The organism is Pseudomonas sp. HN8-3 (assembly GCF_020790195.1).
Taxonomy (GTDB): Bacteria; Pseudomonadota; Gammaproteobacteria; order Pseudomonadales; family Pseudomonadaceae; genus Aquipseudomonas; species Aquipseudomonas synxantha_A.
Map to the genome: position 1 here is coordinate 2,757,957 of NZ_CP086206.1, position 16,530 is coordinate 2,774,486.

General features: G+C 59.3%; 12 protein-coding genes. 6 read left to right on the forward strand and 6 right to left on the reverse strand.

Going from position 1 to position 16,530, the window contains the following annotated elements:
* Positions 1-83: 83 nt before the first annotated feature.
* The 3 genes from LJX92_RS12145 to LJX92_RS12155 all read left to right on the forward strand — a co-directional run bounded on the left by LJX92_RS12145 (position 84) and on the right by LJX92_RS12155 (position 6,047).
* Positions 84-1,328, forward strand: coding sequence for a hypothetical protein (locus LJX92_RS12145; protein WP_228309810.1), 1,245 nt, complete (start codon positions 84-86; stop codon positions 1,326-1,328).
* Positions 1,329-1,506: 178 nt separating this feature from the next.
* A complete protein-coding gene (locus tag LJX92_RS12150; protein ID WP_228309811.1) occupies positions 1,507-3,507 on the forward strand; it encodes a hypothetical protein in 2,001 nt (666 codons plus the stop codon).
* 272 nt (positions 3,508-3,779) lie between these two features.
* Positions 3,780-6,047, forward strand: coding sequence for an autotransporter outer membrane beta-barrel domain-containing protein (locus LJX92_RS12155; protein WP_078821483.1), 2,268 nt, complete (start codon positions 3,780-3,782; stop codon positions 6,045-6,047).
* A gap of 61 nt (positions 6,048-6,108) precedes the next feature.
* Here LJX92_RS12155 and LJX92_RS12160 read toward each other — a convergent pair whose 3' ends face one another.
* The 6 genes from LJX92_RS12160 to LJX92_RS12185 all read right to left on the reverse strand — a co-directional run bounded on the left by LJX92_RS12160 (position 6,109) and on the right by LJX92_RS12185 (position 13,433).
* A complete protein-coding gene (locus LJX92_RS12160; RefSeq protein ID WP_032875821.1) occupies positions 6,109-6,570 on the reverse strand; it encodes a hypothetical protein in 462 nt (153 codons plus the stop codon).
* Between the two features lie 252 nt (positions 6,571-6,822).
* A complete protein-coding gene (locus LJX92_RS12165; protein ID WP_148853729.1) occupies positions 6,823-7,422 on the reverse strand; it encodes a LysE family translocator in 600 nt (199 codons plus the stop codon).
* A gap of 54 nt (positions 7,423-7,476) precedes the next feature.
* Positions 7,477-8,316 carry an AraC family transcriptional regulator gene (locus tag LJX92_RS12170; RefSeq protein ID WP_032875816.1) on the reverse strand — a complete coding sequence of 280 codons (840 nt, stop codon included), beginning with the start codon at positions 8,314-8,316 and terminating at the stop codon, positions 7,477-7,479.
* Between the two features lie 72 nt (positions 8,317-8,388).
* Positions 8,389-9,030 carry a DUF1345 domain-containing protein gene (locus tag LJX92_RS12175; RefSeq protein ID WP_032875813.1) on the reverse strand — a complete coding sequence of 214 codons (642 nt, stop codon included), beginning with the start codon at positions 9,028-9,030 and terminating at the stop codon, positions 8,389-8,391.
* Between the two features lie 155 nt (positions 9,031-9,185).
* Positions 9,186-12,284: an efflux RND transporter permease subunit gene (locus LJX92_RS12180; RefSeq protein ID WP_228309812.1), complete on the reverse strand. Its 3,099-nt coding sequence runs from the start codon at positions 12,282-12,284 to the stop codon at positions 9,186-9,188.
* A 6-nt stretch (positions 12,285-12,290) separates the two neighbouring features.
* Complete coding sequence (locus tag LJX92_RS12185) at positions 12,291-13,433, reverse strand: efflux RND transporter periplasmic adaptor subunit (protein ID WP_103734304.1); 1,143 nt, start codon at positions 13,431-13,433, stop codon at positions 12,291-12,293.
* Positions 13,434-13,660: 227 nt separating this feature from the next.
* Between LJX92_RS12185 and LJX92_RS12190 the strand changes: the two genes are divergently transcribed.
* From LJX92_RS12190 to LJX92_RS12200, 3 genes are read left to right on the forward strand one after another with little or no spacing between them, the layout of a single operon-like run.
* Positions 13,661-14,362: a response regulator transcription factor gene (locus LJX92_RS12190; RefSeq protein ID WP_005788610.1), complete on the forward strand. Its 702-nt coding sequence runs from the start codon at positions 13,661-13,663 to the stop codon at positions 14,360-14,362.
* 3 nt (positions 14,363-14,365) lie between these two features.
* On the forward strand, positions 14,366-15,670 hold the full coding sequence (locus LJX92_RS12195) for an ATP-binding protein (RefSeq protein WP_032875804.1): 1,305 nt from the start codon (positions 14,366-14,368) through the stop codon (positions 15,668-15,670).
* 59 nt (positions 15,671-15,729) lie between these two features.
* Positions 15,730-16,500 carry a class I SAM-dependent methyltransferase gene (locus LJX92_RS12200; RefSeq protein ID WP_148854495.1) on the forward strand — a complete coding sequence of 257 codons (771 nt, stop codon included), beginning with the start codon at positions 15,730-15,732 and terminating at the stop codon, positions 16,498-16,500.
* Positions 16,501-16,530 lie beyond the last annotated feature (30 nt).

The following is a 16,530-nucleotide window of genomic DNA, read 5'->3' on the forward strand; positions in this document are numbered from 1 at the left end:
CAATGGCGCCAACAGAACCTCTGGTATTGGCACGCTGAGAGCAGGGGGCGGTTTAGAAAATGCTTGAATGACGGGAGGTTTAAATGACTACTTCCACTACTGGCCAGAGTGCCAATGGGCCTACGGGCTCAGGAGGCATCCTTGTGCTTGAGGCGCCAACAGTCGTCGACGTATTACCAGATGGATTATTACCCGCTCGATTCAATTTCACTGATCTACGCATCTTGCTTGAGACACCTTGGGCGGTTTTGCCCGGCCCCGGAAGGTTTCAGTACGTGATTTTCGAATGGCATGTCCGAGGTGCCAGGTCCGTTGATACCCCGCACTTTGAGCTGCGTGGCCCACTGACGGATGCCGACTTCCCTCTGCCCATGACGATTCCTCAGGCGTTCCTGCTGAGCAGTGCCATCGTTGACCTGCGCTACCGGATTCATAACACCCGGCCAGATAGCCCGAGTGTCGATACCTCGTCGCCCGTGACGATTAGAATCGACCGCGACGCTCCAGGCGTCGGCTCGTTACTGGCGCCTGCCATTTTCCCGATCGATCCGATCACCCAACCCTATCTGGATGCAAATCCCATGGTGCGCATGGAGATCCCCGAGGGCTATCTCGGACGTGAAGTCGGGGACAAGGTGCTGATGTACTTTTCGGATATGAATATGCTGCCAACCGGCCTACCCACTTGGGTTTCGCCACCGCTGACCAGTGATAGCGGCCGCATTTTTGTGGACGTGCCCAATGACGTGTTCCGCGCCTACCCTGGCGCGCTATGGCTTTTCTGTTTTTATCGTTTGGAGGATCGCGCCGGTAATGTGAACCCGACCTTTTCATTGTTGGCGCGGGTCGGGTTGGCAACCGATCTTCCACCCATCCAGTTCACTCGGCCTGAATTTCCTCAGGCTTTGCTTCACCCAAACCGGTATTTGACCTGCAGCACCCAACCGCCAATCTGGTACGGAGTCGAGGTGGCAATCCCGGCAGACCCGAACATCCAGCACGGGGATTTGATCACGCTCAGGTTTCAGGGGTATGGCCAGTATCCGGACGTCGACCCAGATCCGAATGTTGTGGAAACCCTTGAGCATTACTGGGATGCAGTGGCGGATGCATCCGGCTACAACTTCTGGATTCGTGACGTCGAGCGCGTAATCCGGCCATTGAAAATAAATGCCGGTGGAGAGGCTCATTACCTTGTGTCCAGGAATCGAACGCCCATTGGCCGTTCAGCTTCCAGGTTTGTGCAGTTCGATCGTTTGGTGCCTACATCGCCACCACCGCCCAACTCGGTTTACTGCTGGGAAGGCGGCAATGGTCCCGAGCCCTGAGCCAGGGTGCGGGTTTAGTAGAACATTTTGAACTGAATGTAGTTGGTCGAAGAATCATTCGGCTGAAGAGAGTGTGTCCCGGTTTCAGTCTCCTGGCCGTAACTCAAGTGACTGAACGAGCGTTTGCGGCCCGCCAGTGCGCGCGGTGCCTATTCTAAAGCAGCAAGGAGAGACTGAAATGAGTAGAAAACGTGGTTCGACTACGACGCCAGCGCCTTTGGTTCTCAATGCACCCACGATTGACGAGGCGTTGGATGATGCGACTGGCCTTATCTCGGCGGTCGTCGCCCGTGTTGGCATTAACGTTCAGTTACGGACCGGGACAGCATCAAGGGGCACGGACTGGATGGGCGTTGAAATCCGGGATATCACTGTGAGCCCGCCTACCTGGACCACCTTGGTGGCGCCTTATCAAATCAACCAGACGCCCGTTCCTCCGATAATCAGCAGGTTTATTCCCGCGCCGGTACCTGAGTATCGACATGGCTACTACGAGCTCAGGAATACTCAATACCGTAATCAGGCCGGCATACCAGGCCCCTCCCTTGACTCCTCCAACCCGGGTGCTTTTCGGGTTGATACCATTGCACCCTATGCCGTAGCGACTTCACGCGAGCAGCCGCTTGTTCCAGTCTTCGCAAATGTGCCGCCGGGCACGGTCATTAACGATGCCTTCCTGATCGATCAAGGCGGCGTGGAGATTCAGATCCCCCCGAATGACTTTGGTCCACAGACTGGGCGATTCGAAGCGGGGGATATGATTAACGTGTACTTCAGCCCGGTGATGGACCCGCGCCCCGAGTATCTGGTGAGTGGCTCAGGTGTGCCTATGTTGCCATCCCCTGATGTAAGCACTTTTTTCCTGGCCAGGAACCTGATTATCCTGAGCGGGCTATATTATATTTTCTACACCATCACTGACCGGGCAGGTAACGTCAGCCGTCCCTCGTTCAATGATTTTCGAACAGTCTCGTTGTTGGACGATCCGCAGCCTTTGGAGCCGTTCCTGCCCTTGGCGCCGGCACCACGTGCCGGCAGCACGGATGATCTTCTCGATATTCAGGATTATCGTCAGGGGATTGAAGCCCACGTTGAAGATTATCCTGACCACGCCACTGGCCTGGACAAGTTCGAGATGCAATGGGAAGCACAGCCCTTTGGGCCGCAAACCGCTGAGCTGGTTGAATTTCCGGTGGTCTTCAGCAACATGAATGATGCGATTAAAGACGCATATACCGCAACGCTGGGGCCGCAGACGGTGACCCTGCGCTACCGTATCGAACGAAATGGCGTGTTTTTCCCTTCTCCTGATAAAACGGTGCGGCTTGACCTGTCGGTGGAGGGGCCTGTTCTTCCAGGCACTCTTGAACCCGGCGATGTAAACCCAGCGCTGAACCTGGCGCAGGTGTTCGGCGGGGGGCCCACTCCGGAGCTGAACACCCTGCGCATTGGCGATGCGAATCAACCCGTCACCATTGTGATCCCGCTCTGGACCATTGCAGCGCTGCCCCATGCGAATAACGAGTTTGTCCTGTTGTGGGGGGCTACGAAAGAGCGAGTAGGGCCTTTCCCCCTCAGCACGACAGTGCCCGGAGATGACGCGACGTTCACCATTCCTTGGGAGGTCGTTGCCCGCCACGGCAATGAGTTGCAGCCCGTCAGCTATGTGGTCATTGGCCCCGGCACCACGAATGAAAACCCGTCGGGCGTTACCATGGTCGACGTGGTCGATGCAGTGAGGGTCGTACTGCCGCCTGCTGAGTTCTTACACCTTGACGCCAACGACGAGTGGAGTTGCCAATCGCTGCGAACCCGCGCGCCCGGAGCACCACCGACGCTTTACGCCGAGCTCTTCATTCCAGGCGATCCGAGGTTGGAGGTAGGTAATAGCGTGACGGTAACCGTTACGATCTTCAGTGAAGCCTTTGGCTTTCCACCGGGTCCATTCACGCAGACCTTTACCCACCCATCGTTGAGCCAAGGGGATAAGGACAATGGATTTGTCGTTGAAATCCCTTATCGTCCATTCCTGACCCAGTCCGTGCTTGGGCCTTGCGAGGTGACCTACTCAACGATCGTCAACACTGGGGCTACCGGTAACAGTGAATTGGCTGAGGTGTACACGGTATTTTCCAACCCTGAGACATACTGTGATGGGGTAACTATCGTAAGACCTTGAACTCAATGAAAAACGTTAAATACAAAAGGGAAGCACGGCTTCCCTTTTGTGTGTCTGACAGTTATGTATTGCTCCTTGTCGGAAAGACCTTCAGCTTCTTTGTTAAGTATGTTTTTCCAACACTCTAAAATATCAATCGCTACATCCATCTAAGATAAATCCTACAGCCATAGGTATGTTCGCTGCGTAACCTCTGCGCCGCACCGGTAAGGCTTCATTCCGAGGGAACGAGCCAAACCGTTTCGAAGGCTCCACCCAGAGGATGAACTCACATGCGACTGTTAACTGAATTCGAGCTCAAACCTTTGAGCAAGATGATGAAGGTTCCAACTATTACTTTTTTGATGTTTGCGGCTGTGCATTCCACCGCTCAGGCAGACCACCTGATTGGTGAGTCAAAAACCATTGAAAGCAACGAACTCAATAATGACTGGCAGCTGGATTTCAGATCTGAACTGACCGTCAATGGTGCTCGTGCCCAACATATCCTGGTCAACGATTCGGCACTGATTGTCAATGCGGGCAGCCGCATCAATGACATCCGAGCCACCCAAGGCTCTTTAGTGAGCCTGGACGGCGCCACCGTTGATTCAAGCCACGCAGTGTTTGGTGCGGTGCGTCTGGATGACAGCGATGCGCTTATTAACGGCAGCAACATCACCAGCCATACCACCATGGGTCTGCAAGCGTTCCAGAGTCACGACTCTGACAAGGGCGGGGTAGCCGAAGTATTCAATAGCACCATCCGTGGTCACATCGGTGGCGCAGTGGCGACTGGCAACAGCGAGCTGCACTTTAACGACCACACGTTGGTCGAAGGTACCGGCGTCGATAGTTTTGGCGTGTCGCTCGATGGTGCAACGGCAACTGCCAGCCAAAAAAGCAGGATTATCGGTGGCAAGAACGGCGTGGTGTTCACCAATGACCTCAACAGCGCGAATACGGGCAAGTTGGTATTGGATAACTCCAGCGTCGAAGGCCGCAGCGGTGCCGCCATTGCCGTCAATGGTTTTCCCGGCGAGGCCATGGCCGTTGAGATCGATATACGCAACGGCTCGACCTTGATCGGCGGTAACGGCTCATTGCTGGAGGTCAACGGCGGCGCCGTGGCGAGCATGAATGTCGATAACAGCGACCTACGTGGCAACGTTATCGTCGAGGACGGCAGCACGGCGCATTTGAGCTTGCAAAACCGTGCCGGGCTGACGGGCCAACTGCAGAATGTCACCAGTCTAGCTGTCGGTGATCAGTCTTATTGGGCGTTGACAGGCGACAGCCAAGTGGGCGCCTTGAGCCTCGCCGGCGGTACGGTGAAGTTCGGTGATACCGATGCGTTCTACCAGTTGGACGTAGACAGCCTTGAGGGTAATGGCACCTTCGTCATGGGGACCGATTTCGCCCGTGGCATTACGGACTTCTTGAACGTCGAGGGCGAGGCCAAAGGCGACCACAAGCTGTTGCTCGCAGCCAGCGGTGCGGAACCGACCAACCCGCAAGATATCCGCGTCGTTCACACCGGCGGCGGTGATGCACAGTTTTCCCTGGTAGGCGATGTAGTCGATGTCGGCGCTTATTCCTATGGCCTGAAAAAGGAAGGTACCGACTGGTTCCTCGACCCGAACAACCGTGTGATCAGCCCCGGTACCCGCTCGGTATTGGCGCTGTTCAACACCGCACCGACCGTGTGGTACGGCGAGGCGACATCCCTGCGTTCGCGTATGGGCGAGCTGCGTTTCGAGCCTGGACAGGCGGGCGTGTGGATACGCGGTTATGGCAACAAGTACGAAGTGTCCGACAGCACCGGGATTGGCTACAGCCAGAACCAGCGGGGCTTTACCCTCGGTGCAGACACACCCTTGGCCGACAGCCAGTGGCTGGTGGGCGTAATGGCCGGTCACAGCACCTCTGACCTGAACCTCAAGCGCGGTACCTCGGGGAACGTGAAGAGTTACTACCTGGGTGCGTATGCGACCTGGCTGGACGAGGAGAGCGGCCTGTATTTCGATGCGGTGGCCAAGGTTAACCGCTTCCAGAATGAGTCCAAGGTGGGCCTGAGTGACGGCACCTCATCCAAGGGCAAGTACAACAATACCGGTGGCGGCCTGTCGGCTGAGTTCGGTCGTAACATCAAGCTGGACGACGGGTTCTTTATCGAACCTTACGCGCAAATGTCTACGGTGGTGATCCAGGGTGCCAATTACAGCCTGGATAATGGCTTGGAAGCCAAGGGTGAGCGTACGCGGTCGATCATGGCCAAGGCCGGCGCGACCGTCGGGCGGGATATACAGCTCGACTCCGGCAGTGTCGTGCAGCCTTATCTGCGCGCAGCGATGGTGCATGAGTTTGCCAACAACAATAAGGTCTCGGTGAACAACAATGTGTTCAACAACGACCTCTCTGGTTCTCGCGCCGAATTCGGGGCGGGTATGGCGGTGAAGCTCTCGCAGAACCTGCAGCTGCATGCCGACCTTGAGCACAGCAGCGGCGGCCGGGTTGAACAGCCTTGGGGCGCTAACGTAGGGGTGCGTTACACCTGGTAAAGACGTAACACACAACAACGCCCGTATCGAAAGATGCGGGCGCTTTTTTTTGCGAATAACATCAACTGGTCAGGTCGAAGTCGACGTCCAGGACGTGCGCATGCCCGTTAACATCATGATCGGTTGTAGCATGCAGCGTACCTCTGATTTTAATGACGCCGGCCGCGAGTCCCCGAATGATCAAAGTACCCTCAATGGCGCTCACTGTATAATGATCCTGGGGTAACTTTACTGAATACCAGACCTTAACATTCGTGAACTCTTGTTTTGCGAGGTCGATCTCCTGGCCTACCCGAACGTTATCGGGTATCTGAATGAATATTTCTTTTATGGTCACTGAGTTATCGGCGTGTCGGCCATTGATTCTATAGACAGCTTGTTCGAAGTCGTGCACCACGGTGGTGGTTTGAAATTCGATGGGGGATAAATCGACCTTCGCCTCGAAGAGGCCAGTCGCAGTAATTCGTTTGGGACGTAATGCCTTTTGTTGCGCCAAGGTTAACGGTTGCGCTAGTACGGTCATGATCGCTTCTCCATCGCTGATGATTGTGCGAGTAACAGAGGTAGAGGGGGGCTCTGCCTTGTTCATGTAACAGCAGTGCATCGACGCCGTAAACTGTCAAAACTAACAGTATACAAATCTTGCTGCGTGTGGCTCTCTGGCGCCCGGCTTGCTTGGGCGTACGATGTATTAGATGCTTATTGACGGGCGTGTCTACTGTTAAGAATGACAGTCTGGAAATTTAACTCTGTTTAGATCCCCTACCGAAGAATCTCACATGATCGTACTTATCCAGGTTGAACTCATGAGCAACAACGCCATGCATTGATTGAAACGTCGCTGCGCATGGGGTGAAGCCAGCCATCGATTAGAGCCTGCCCCCAAGACTGCCCAGGCGCTGAGGCAAGGCAGCGATATCAAAAAAAATATCAGCGACAAAGACATTACCCGTTTTTGCTGCTCTGCACCGTTGCCGGCAAATACGCTGACCACAGCGAGTGCCATCATCCAGGTCTTGGGGTTTATCAGCTGCAAGCACGCTGAGCCGAACAGGCCGAGTCGCCTGTGCGCAGATTGCTCCCCTATGACATGTGGCGGTGCGCTGAAGATCTGCCAGGCCAGGTAACTTAGCCAGGCCATGCCGACCCACTGCATCGCCGTTTGCACTCTGGGCATCTGCGCCAGCGACTGGCCCACACCGGAACCCACCAGCAGCACAATCCCCGACGCCCCCACACCAGCCCCCAGAATAATGGGCAATGCAGCCTTGAAGCCGTAACGGGCGCTGTTGCTCAGCACCAGGATATTGGTCGGGCCGGGGGTGATGGAGGCGACAAAGGCGAACAGCATGAAAGGCACGAACGTGGACAGCATGACGGGGGACTCCGGCGAGCTCATTTAGAGCGCCCATCTTCACAAGCCCGGGCGTTACCGGTCTGGAAGATTTGTGCAGCGTTTGCGGTACGCGGCCGGTGTCAGCCCATAAGCCCGCATGAACCAGCGGCCCAAATGACTTTGATCGGCGAAACCCAGGGCCATCGCCACGTCTGCCGGTTGATCGCCCTTGGCCAATAGATACCGGGCACGGGCCAGGCGCAGTTGCACCAGATACGCGTGGGGCGGCAGGCCGAAGGCGCTCTTGAACGCGCGGCTCAGGCGAAAGCGGTCGACGCCGCAGGCCAGCCCGAGTTCATCCATGCCGACGTCCTGATGCAGATGGGCGTGCAGGTATTCCCGGGCCTTGTGCGCCACCTGCGGCAAACGTGGGTCATCGCGGTAGCGCATGCGCCAATAGAGCTGGCCGGTGAGGCGTTCCAGCAAGTAGTCCAGCGCGCTCTGCCGCACGATCCGCAGTTCGCCGTGGTGCAAACTCTCAAACGCCTGACTGGTGGCCAGGGCCAGGCGTGGATCGCTGGCCAAGGTGCGGGCGAAACTCAACTGATGATGGGCGGGTGCTTCCTCGAAGACACTGGCGATTTCCCGTTCCAGCCACTGCGGGTCAAGGTAGAGCATGCGGTAAGTGAAGCCGTCGACCGTCGGGGCATTGCCGTCGTGGAGTTCTCCAGGCTCCAGCAGGAATACCTGCCCCGGCACGCTGTCATGGCGCATGCGCCGGCAGTTGAATTGCTGCACGCCTTGTTCGGTGACGCCCACCAGGTAGCTGTCGTGCCAATGGGGGTCATACGCATGGCCTTCGAAATGCGCGCGCAGGGTCTCGATACCGGTGTCGGCGTCCTGGGACAAGTCGATCCAATTGTGCGCAGGCATACAACACCGAGGCGGAAAGTGAAGGGCTATTAGCGGCAACACCGGGGTGGGCGTCTAGAAGGTTTGTGCAGTCTAGCCAAACAACCCGGCGGCGATGTTGATCGAAAAGCCCAGAATAGCAGTGTTGAACAAAAAACCGATCAACGACTGCCCCAGCACCACCTTGCGCAGGCCACGGGTGGCGACGCCCACATCCGAGGTTTGTACCGCTACGCCGATGGTGAAGGAAAAGTACAGGAAGTCCCAATAGTTGGGCGTGAGCAAGCCTTCGGCAAAACGTAGGGCGGGCTCCTTGCCTGGCCAAGTGTAATAGAGCCTGGCGTAGTGCACGCTGAAAATCACCCCGATCAATAGCCACGAGCCGATCACCGTCAGCCCGGTAAAACCGTAGTGCAGCAGGCGCTCGGAAGCAGCCAGGTCCTTGCTGCCCACCAGTTCGAAGGTGATGGTCGCCAGGCTGGCGATGGCGGCAATGCACACCATGAACAGCACCAGGCCGGCGTTCTCGTCTTCGATTTCGGCGATGCGCTTGACGTCTTCGGCCTTGGCGCGAATGGTCAACCACAGCATCAGTATCAGGTAGGTCCAGACCCCGGCGTTCCAGCCGATCAGGATTTTGCTGGCAAGGGTGTCAGCCGGTACCAGAATGCCCACGGCAAGGCCCAGTACGGCGGCGGACGAGAGGCGAGGGTGGGTGCGGGCGAGGAAGGGCATGGTTGGTCACAGCTGGCGATAGTTGAGCAGACTGTACCTGATCCTGTGGGAGGGGGCTTGCTCCCGATTGCGGTGTATCAGTGCCAAATAGGCTGGCTGACACATTGCAATCGGGAGCAAGCCCCCTCCCACATTTTTTATCGCGTGCGGCGGGATTATTGCGCTTTGTGGCGCTTGCGCACCAGCTTCATCACCACCACAAAGAACACCGGCACAAACACCACCGCCAAGGTCGCCGTGATCATCCCGCCAATCACACCGGTACCAATTGCCTGCTGGCTGGCCGAACTGGCCCCGGTGGCAATTGCCAGCGGCACCACGCCGAGGATAAACGCCAGCGAGGTCATGATGATCGGTCGCAGTCGCAACCGCGCCGCCTTCAAGGTGGCGTCGATCAAATTCTCGCCTTGGTCATACAGGTCCTTGGCGAACTCGATGATCAGGATCGCGTTTTTCGCCGACAGGCCGATGATGGTGATCAGGCCGACCTTGAAGAACACGTCGTTGGGCATCCCGCGCAAGGACACCGCCAGCACCGCTCCCAGTACGCCCAGCGGCACCACCAGCAACACCGAGGTCGGGATCGACCAGCTTTCATACAGCGCGGCCAGGCACAGGAACACGATCAGCAATGACAGGCCCAACAGCAACGGTGCCTGGGAGCCGGACAAGCGCTCCTGCAACGACAAGCCCGTCCATTCCTGGCCCAGCCCGGCGGGCAACTGGCTGACCAGGCGCTGGATTTCGTTCATGGCCTCGCCCGTGCTGTGCCCCGGCGCCGCCTCACCGCTGATGGCGATGGCTGGGTAGCCGTTATAGCGGGTCAACTGCGTCGGGCCCTGGGTCCACTTGGCTTCGACAAAGGCCGACAGCGGCACCATCTTGCCCGCGTTGTTGCGCACGTTGATCTTCATCAGGTCGGCCACCTGGCTGCGCTGGTCGCCTTCGGCCTGCACCACCACCCGCTGCATACGGCCCTGATTGGGGAAGTCATTGACATACGCAGAACCGATCGCCGAGGAGAGCACATTGCCGACGTCGGCAAACGACACGCCCAGGGCGTTGGCCTGCTTGCGGTCGACTTCCAGCTGCACTTGCGGTGCTTCGGCCAGGGCGCTTTCACGCACGTTGGCAAGAATCGGGCTTTTTGCCGCAGCGTCCAGGAGTTCGGTACGCGCGGCCATCAACCCGGCATGGCCGACGCCGCCACGGTCCTGCAAGCGGAACTCGAACCCGCTGGAGGTGCCGAGGCCGTCCACCGGCGGTGGCAGAATCGCGTAGGCAATCGCATCCTTGAGGTCGCCAAAGGCCATGTTGGCGCGGTCGGCAATCGACGCTGCCGAATCATTACTGCCGCGCTCCGACCAGTCCTTGAGCGTGGTAAATGCCAGCGCCGCGTTCTGTCCGGAGCCGGAGAAACTGAAGCCCATGATCATGGTGGTGTCACCCACCCCCGGCTCCTCGGCGTTATGCGCCTCGATCTGCTCGGCCACCTGCACCGTACGGTTCTTGCTGGCACCTGGCGGCAGCTGGATATCGGTGATGGTGTAGCCCTGATCTTCCACCGGCAGGAACGAGGAGGGCAGGCGGCTGAACAACAGCCCCATGCCGACCAGCAATACCAGGTAGATCAGCAGGTAGCGGCCGCTGCGCTTGAGGGCATAGGCCACCCAACCTTCATAGCGATTGGTGAGTTGGTCAAAGCGCTTGTTGAACCAGCCGAAGAAACCACCCTTGGCATGGTGCTCGCCCTTGGCAATCGGCTTGAGCAAGGTGGCGCACAGGGCCGGCGTCAAGGTCAGGGCCAGGAACGCCGAGAACAGGATCGAGGTGGCCATCGACAGCGAGAACTGCTGGTAGATCACGCCCACCGAGCCCGGCATGAATGCCATCGGCAAGAACACCGCCACCAGCACCAGGGTAATACCGATGATGGCGCCGGTGATCTGGCCCATGGCTTTTTTCGTCGCGTCCTTGGGTGACAAGCCCTCGGTGGCCATGATGCGTTCGACGTTTTCCACCACCACGATGGCATCGTCCACCAGGATGCCGATGGCCAATACCATGCCGAACATGGTCAGCACGTTGATCGAGAAGCCCAGCAACAGCATGGTGGCAAAGGTGCCCATCAACGCAATTGGCACTACCAGCGTGGGGATCAGGGTGTAGCGCACGTTCTGCAGGAACAGGAACATCACCGCAAACACCAGCGCCATCGCCTCCAGCAAGGTGTAGACCACCTTGGTGATCGAGACCTTGACGAACGGCGAGGTGTCGTACGGAATCTTGTATTCCACGTTGGCTGGGAAGTAGCGCGACAGTTCATCCATCTTCGCCCGCACCAGGGTTGCGGTGCTCAGCGCGTTGGCGCCCGGCGACAGCTGCACGCTGACGGCGGTGGACGGCTTGCCGTTCAGACGGGTGGAGAACTGGTATTCCTGGCTGCCGACTTCCACCCGTGCCACGTCGCCGATGCGCACGGTGGAGCCGTCGGGGTTGGCCTTGAGCACGATGTCGGCGAATTCCGCCGGGGTCGACAATTGCCCCTTGACCAGGATCGCCGCGGTGATTTCCTGGGTGTTGGTGCCCGGCAAGTCACCAATGCTGCCTGCCGAGACCTGGGCGTTCTGCGCACTGATTGCAGCGTTGACGTCCGCCGGCGTGAGGTTGAAACCGATCAGCTTCTGGGGGTCGATCCAGATACGCATCGCCCGCTCGGCGCCATACAACTGGGCCTTGCCGACGCCGTCCAGGCGCTTGAGCTCGTTCATCACGTTGCGCGCCAGGTAGTCGCTGAGCGCAACGTCGTCGAGCTTGCCGTCGTTGGAGGTCAGGGTCACCAGCAGCAGGAAGCCGGCGGAGACCTTTTCCACCTGCAAGCCTTGCTGGGTCACGGCCTGGGGCAGGCGCGGCTCGACGACCTTGAGGCGGTTCTGCACATCCACCTGGGCCATTTCCGGGTCGGTGCCCGGCTGGAAGGTCGCGGTGATCGTCGCCGAGCCCAGGCTGCTCTGGGATTCGAAATACAGCAGGTGATCAGCGCCGTTGAGCTCCTGCTCAATCAGGCTGACCACGCTTTCGTCCAGGGTCTGGGCAGAGGCACCCGGGTACACCGCGTAGATTTCCACCTTCGGTGGCGCGACGTTGGGGTACTGGGCCACCGGCAACTGCGGGATGGCCAGGAAGCCGGCCAGCAGGATAAACAGGGCCACCACCCAGGCGAAAATCGGGCGGTCAATAAAGAACTGCGGCATGACGGGTTATTCCTTTACGAGCGGGCTGTCGTCCACTTCAACTTTTTCGCCGGGGCGTGCATGTTGCAGGCCCTCGACGATAATGCGATCGCCTGGCTTGAGGCCGCTGCTGACAATCCAGCGATCTTCGATCACCGCGCCCAATTCCACCGGCTGCTGGCTGACGGTCTGCTCGGCGTCCAGCAGCAACACCATCGGGATGCCGGCGCTGTCACGGGTGATGGCACGTTGCGGCACGCTGATGCCTTGCTTGTCCACGGCCTGCTCCAGGCGCACCCGTACAAAGCTGCCGGGCAACAGGTCCAGATCCGGGTTGGGGAACTCGCTGCGCAAAATGATCTGCCCGGTGCCCGGGTCAACGCTGATCTCGGCGAACAGCAGTTTGCCCGGCAACGGGTACAGGCTGCCGTCGTCCTGGATCAGGGTGGCCTTGGCCTGGTCCTGGCCGACCTGTTTCAGGCTGCCGGCACGAAAGGCGCGGCGCAGGTCGTTCAACTCGCGGGTGGACTGGGTGAGGTCGGCGTGGATCGGGTCCAGTTGCTGGATGATCGCCAGCGGCGTGGCTTCGTTCTGGCCGACCAGCGCGCCTTCGGTCACCAGGGCACGGCCGATGCGCCCGGAAATCGGCGCGGTCACGGTGGCATAGCCCAGGTTCAGCCTGGCGCGCTCGACGGCAGCCTTTTGCGCAGCAACCTCTGCGTTGGTCTGGCGCAGGGCGGCGCGGGCGTTGTCGTATTCCTGGCCGCTGATGGCGTTGCCTTCAACCAACTGGCTGTAGCGCTGCTCTTGCAGGCGGGCCTGGAACGCATTGGCTTCGGCCTTGCTCAGGTTGGCCTGGGCGCTGTCCAGGTCAGCCTTGAAGGGCGCCGGGTCGATGCGGAACAGCACGTCGCCCTGTTTCACATCGTGACCTTCCTTGAACACACGCTGCATGACCACACCGGCCACTCGGGCACGCACTTCGGCAATGCGCGGCGCGGCGATACGCCCGCTCAGTTCGCTGGTAATGGACAGGGGCTTGGCCTGCAGGGTTTCGATGCGCACTTTGGCCAGGGGCATTTCCGGCGCCTCGTCTGCAGACTGACCACACGCGCTCAGCGCCAGTGTGAGGGCCAACAGGCAAAACGGCGCAAATAGATTCTTCGACATGCTCTTATCCCAATATTGACTGGCGCATCCTAAAGTCACCTGCGCCGTGGTGCTGTGAAGCTGTGTAGGTCGTGTGTGAAGAAGTGTAAGGTACGGCGCGCGTGGCGTCGGGGGCGTATATCCTTGCACAACCTTGCTTACAATGAAGATCAAATGTGGGAGGGAGCAAGCCCCTTCCCACATGGGATTTGTGTACGACTTATCAGTGTATTTTCTGGAAACACCCTATGCCCAACATCCTTCTGGTCGAAGACGACGCCGCACTCTCCGAGCTGATCGCCAGCTACCTGGAACGCAATGGCTATCACGTCAGTGTGCTCAGCCGTGGCGACCACGTACGCGAACGTGCGCGTCTCAACCCGCCGGACCTGGTGATCCTCGACCTGATGTTGCCGGGCCTGGACGGCCTGCAAGTCTGCCGCCTGCTGCGCGCCGACTCGGCGGGCTTGCCGATCCTGATGCTGACCGCCCGCGACGACAGCCACGACCAAGTGCTGGGCCTGGAAATGGGTGCCGACGATTATGTGACCAAACCCTGCGAGCCGCGCGTGCTGCTGGCCCGGGTGCGCACGCTGCTGCGCCGTAGCAGCCTGTCCGAGCCCCAGGTGGCCAACGACCGGATCATCATGGGCAACCTGTGCATCGACCTGTCGGAACGCACCGTCACCTGGCGCGAGCAGGCGGTGGAGCTGTCCAGCGGCGAATACAACCTGCTGGTGGTACTGGCGCGCCACGCCGGTGAAGTGCTCAGCCGCGACCAGATCCTGCAACGCCTTCGCGGCATCGAGTTCAACGGTACCGATCGCTCGGTGGACGTGGCCATTTCCAAGTTGCGGCGCAAGTTCGACGACCACGCCGGCGAGGCGCGCAAGATCAAGACCGTGTGGGGCAAGGGTTATCTGTTCAGCCGCTCCGAGTGGGAATGCTGAACCATGTTCCGTGTGCTGCTACGCCTCTACCTGATCACTATCGTCACCTACAGTGCAGCCATCTTTCTGATTCCCAAGCTGGTGATCCAACTGTTCGAACACCGCTACATGGACTACAACATCGAACAGTCCCGTGGCCTGCAAAAGCTGATGGTCAAGCAATACCAGCGCGCACCGGTGGAGCACTGGTCCCAGGTGACCGACCAGTTGAGTCGCGATTTTGCGCCATTGAAGGTTGAACTGTTGCTGCGCCAGGACGCTCGCTATACGCCGCAGGAAGAACAACTGCTGGAGCAAGGCAAGTCGGTGATCCGCCTGGGCGAGTGGGGCTGGATGGAAGAAATCAGCTCGCCGATCAACCAGCAGTTCGCGGTCAAGCTGACCATTCCGCCGGACCCGCTGGACATGAACCTGCTGTACTGGTCGATGAACGTGCTGATCGGCGCGGCGCTGCTGGCGTGCCTGCTGGTGTGGCTGCGCCCGCACTGGCGTGACCTGGAGCGCCTCAAAAGCACCGCCGCGCTGTTGGGCAAGGGCCACCTTGGAGAGCGCACGCGCCTTCCGCCCAGCTCCAGCATCGGCAGCCTGGCGACGGTGTTCGACACCATGGCCGACGATATCGAGCACCTGCTGAACCAGCAGCGCGACTTGCTCAATGCGGTCTCCCACGAACTGCGCACACCGCTCACCCGCCTGGATTTCGGCCTGGCGCTGGCGCTCTCCGAAGACTTGCCCCAGGCCAGTCGCGAGCGTCTGCAAAGCCTGGTGGCGCATATTCGCGAGCTGGATGAACTGGTGCTGGAATTGCTGTCCTACAGCCGCCTGCAAAATCCTGCGCAATTGCCCGAACGGGTCGAGGTGGCGCTCGATGAGTTTATCGACAGCGTGCTGGGCAGCGTCGACGACGAGCTGGAAAACCCCGAGATTGTCATCGACGTGGCGCTCGACTGCACCGTGGAGCGCTTCAGCCTCGACCCGCGCCTTACCGCCCGCGCCTTGCAGAACCTGCTGCGCAACGCGACGCGCTATTGCGACAAACGCATTCAGGTGGGGGTCAAGGTGTGTCCCAACGGCTGCGAAATCTGGGTGGACGACGACGGCATCGGCATACCGATGGACCAGCGCGAGCGCATCTTCGAACCGTTCTACCGCCTGGACCGCAGCCGCGACCGTGCCACCGGCGGCTTCGGCCTGGGCCTGGCGATCAGCCGACGTGCCCTGGAGGCCCAGGGCGGCACCTTGACAGCCCTGGCCTCGCCTCTGGGCGGAGCGCGGTTTCGGGTGTGGTTGCCTACTCGAGCCGATTAGAAAATCCGCGGGGAAGGGCGCACACTGTGCGACCCGCTCTACCCGAGGAGAGATTGGCAATGACTGGTGTCCACACGTCCGCTCAACAGGGTTTCTCGACCCAGGCCGTCACTTACGCCCAAGGCCGACCGGACTATCCGCGCCAACTGACCGGTTGGCTGGCCGAGGCGCTGCATATCAATTCGCAATCGACGGTGATCGACCTCGGCGCCGGCACTGGCAAGTTCACCCGCTTGCTCAGCAGCCTGGCACCGACCCTGATTGCGGTCGAGCCAGTGGCACAGATGGGCGCGCAGTTGGCCAAACTATTGCCGGATGTACGCCTGCTCGACGGCACCGCCGAGTCCATCCCCTTGGCGTCCGCCAGCGCCGATGCCCTGGTGTGTGCCCAGGCATTCCACTGGTTCTCCACCCGCGCCGCACTGGCGGAAATTCATCGCGTGCTCAAGCCTGGCGGGCGACTGGGGTTGGTGTGGAATGTGCGCGATGAGTCGGTGGACTGGGTGGCGGCAATCACTGAAATCATCACGCCGTATGAGGGGGACACCCCGCGTTTTCATAGCGGGCGTTGGCGGGAAGCTTTCACCGGTGAGTATTTTGGCACCCCACAGATGACCTGCTTTGCCTATCAACATGTGGGCAGCCCGCAAGAAGTGATTATGGATCGTTTTCTCTCGGTGAGCTTTATCGCAGCGTTGCCGCCTGCGGAAAAAGCCAAGGTCACCGCTCAGTTACGCACCTTGATCGCTACCCATCCCAGCCTGCAAAACCGCGATACCGTGGCCTTCCCATATCAAACTCAAGCTTATCTGTGTGAACGTCTAAGCTAAAAGGCATAAAGTCAGATCACATTGGTATAA